This is a genomic window from Pseudoxanthomonas sp. LjRoot204_2 (assembly GCF_056175765.1).
Window position 1 is genome coordinate 1 of record NZ_JBGFFG010000724.1, and the last position, 1,071, is coordinate 1,071.

Here is a 1,071-nt window from a genome sequence, read left to right on the forward strand (position 1 = left end):
GCTATGCGGTGCTGACCCTTACGCCGGCCGAAGCGCGCTGCGACTATATCGAGATCAGCACGGTGCTGAGCCGCGACTATTCGGTGAGGACGGCCGCCACGCTGCGCGTGTTGCCGGGTGTCGGCAACCTGCAGGTGCTCGCTGCCTGAACGTTGGTGATTGGTGGCGCGCCGCCGTCAGGCTCGCGCCAGGCCGCGGATGTAGGCCTCGAGCGTCGTCGAGCCGCGCAGCGCGTCGCCTGGCATCTCGAAGCCGCTGTCGATGCTCACCGCGGTCATCCGCGCATACGAGTCCGCGGCAGCTTCGGAAAAGCCGAGGCCGCGGAACGCTGCCTTCCACTTGCCGCGCGGCGTGACGTCGAGCTCCACCGGCCGGCCGAGCGCCTGCGAGAACGCCCTTGCCACGTCGGCCGAGGTATAGCGCCGCGGGCCCTCCACGTAGCGGATGCCGACGTCGTCGAGCGGGGACACCAGCCTGCGGGCCGCGATCTCGCCGAGGTCGTGCGGCGCGGCCATGGGAATGGCAAGCTCGGGATCGAACATCGTGGGCAGCCTGCCCGTGCTGCGCACCGTATCGAGCAGTCCGTCCCAGTTGCTCATGTAGTAGGCCGCGCGGTTGATGGCCGCCGGAATGTATTGGCGGCGCAGGCCCTCTTCGAGTTCCCACAGCACGCTGAGGTCGCCGATGCGCTCGCCGGGCTGCGCGCCGCCGGTCGATTCCGCCACCACCTTCTGCAGCCCCGAGCCTTCGAGCGCCAGGAGGATGTTGGCGACTGTGCGCCGCTCGATGGTGTCGGTGTCCGCCGACGTGTCCGCGGATGGATTGAGCAGGAAGGCGCGGCGCCCGCGCTGCAACGCCGCGCGCAGCGACGCCACGTCTTCGATATTCGCCTCGGCGATCTCGGCGCCCTTTGCGCGCCACGCGTCGGCGCGCTTCGCGTCGCGCGTGACGATCGTCACTGCTTCGCCGCGGTCGAGCAGTGCCTGCGCGACCGCCGAACCGACATGCCCCGTACCACCCATGATGACGTACATCCGCGTCTCTCCTTTTCGTCGTGCCTGGAGGAAAGCC

General features: G+C 69.4%; 1 protein-coding gene. It reads right to left on the reverse strand.

Going from position 1 to position 1,071, the window contains the following annotated elements; all coding sequences use genetic code 11:
• Window positions 1–176: 176 nt before the first annotated feature.
• Window positions 177–1,071 (reverse strand): NmrA family NAD(P)-binding protein (locus AC04L7_RS19415; protein WP_475513805.1); only part of this gene is annotated, 895 nt, incomplete at its 5' end.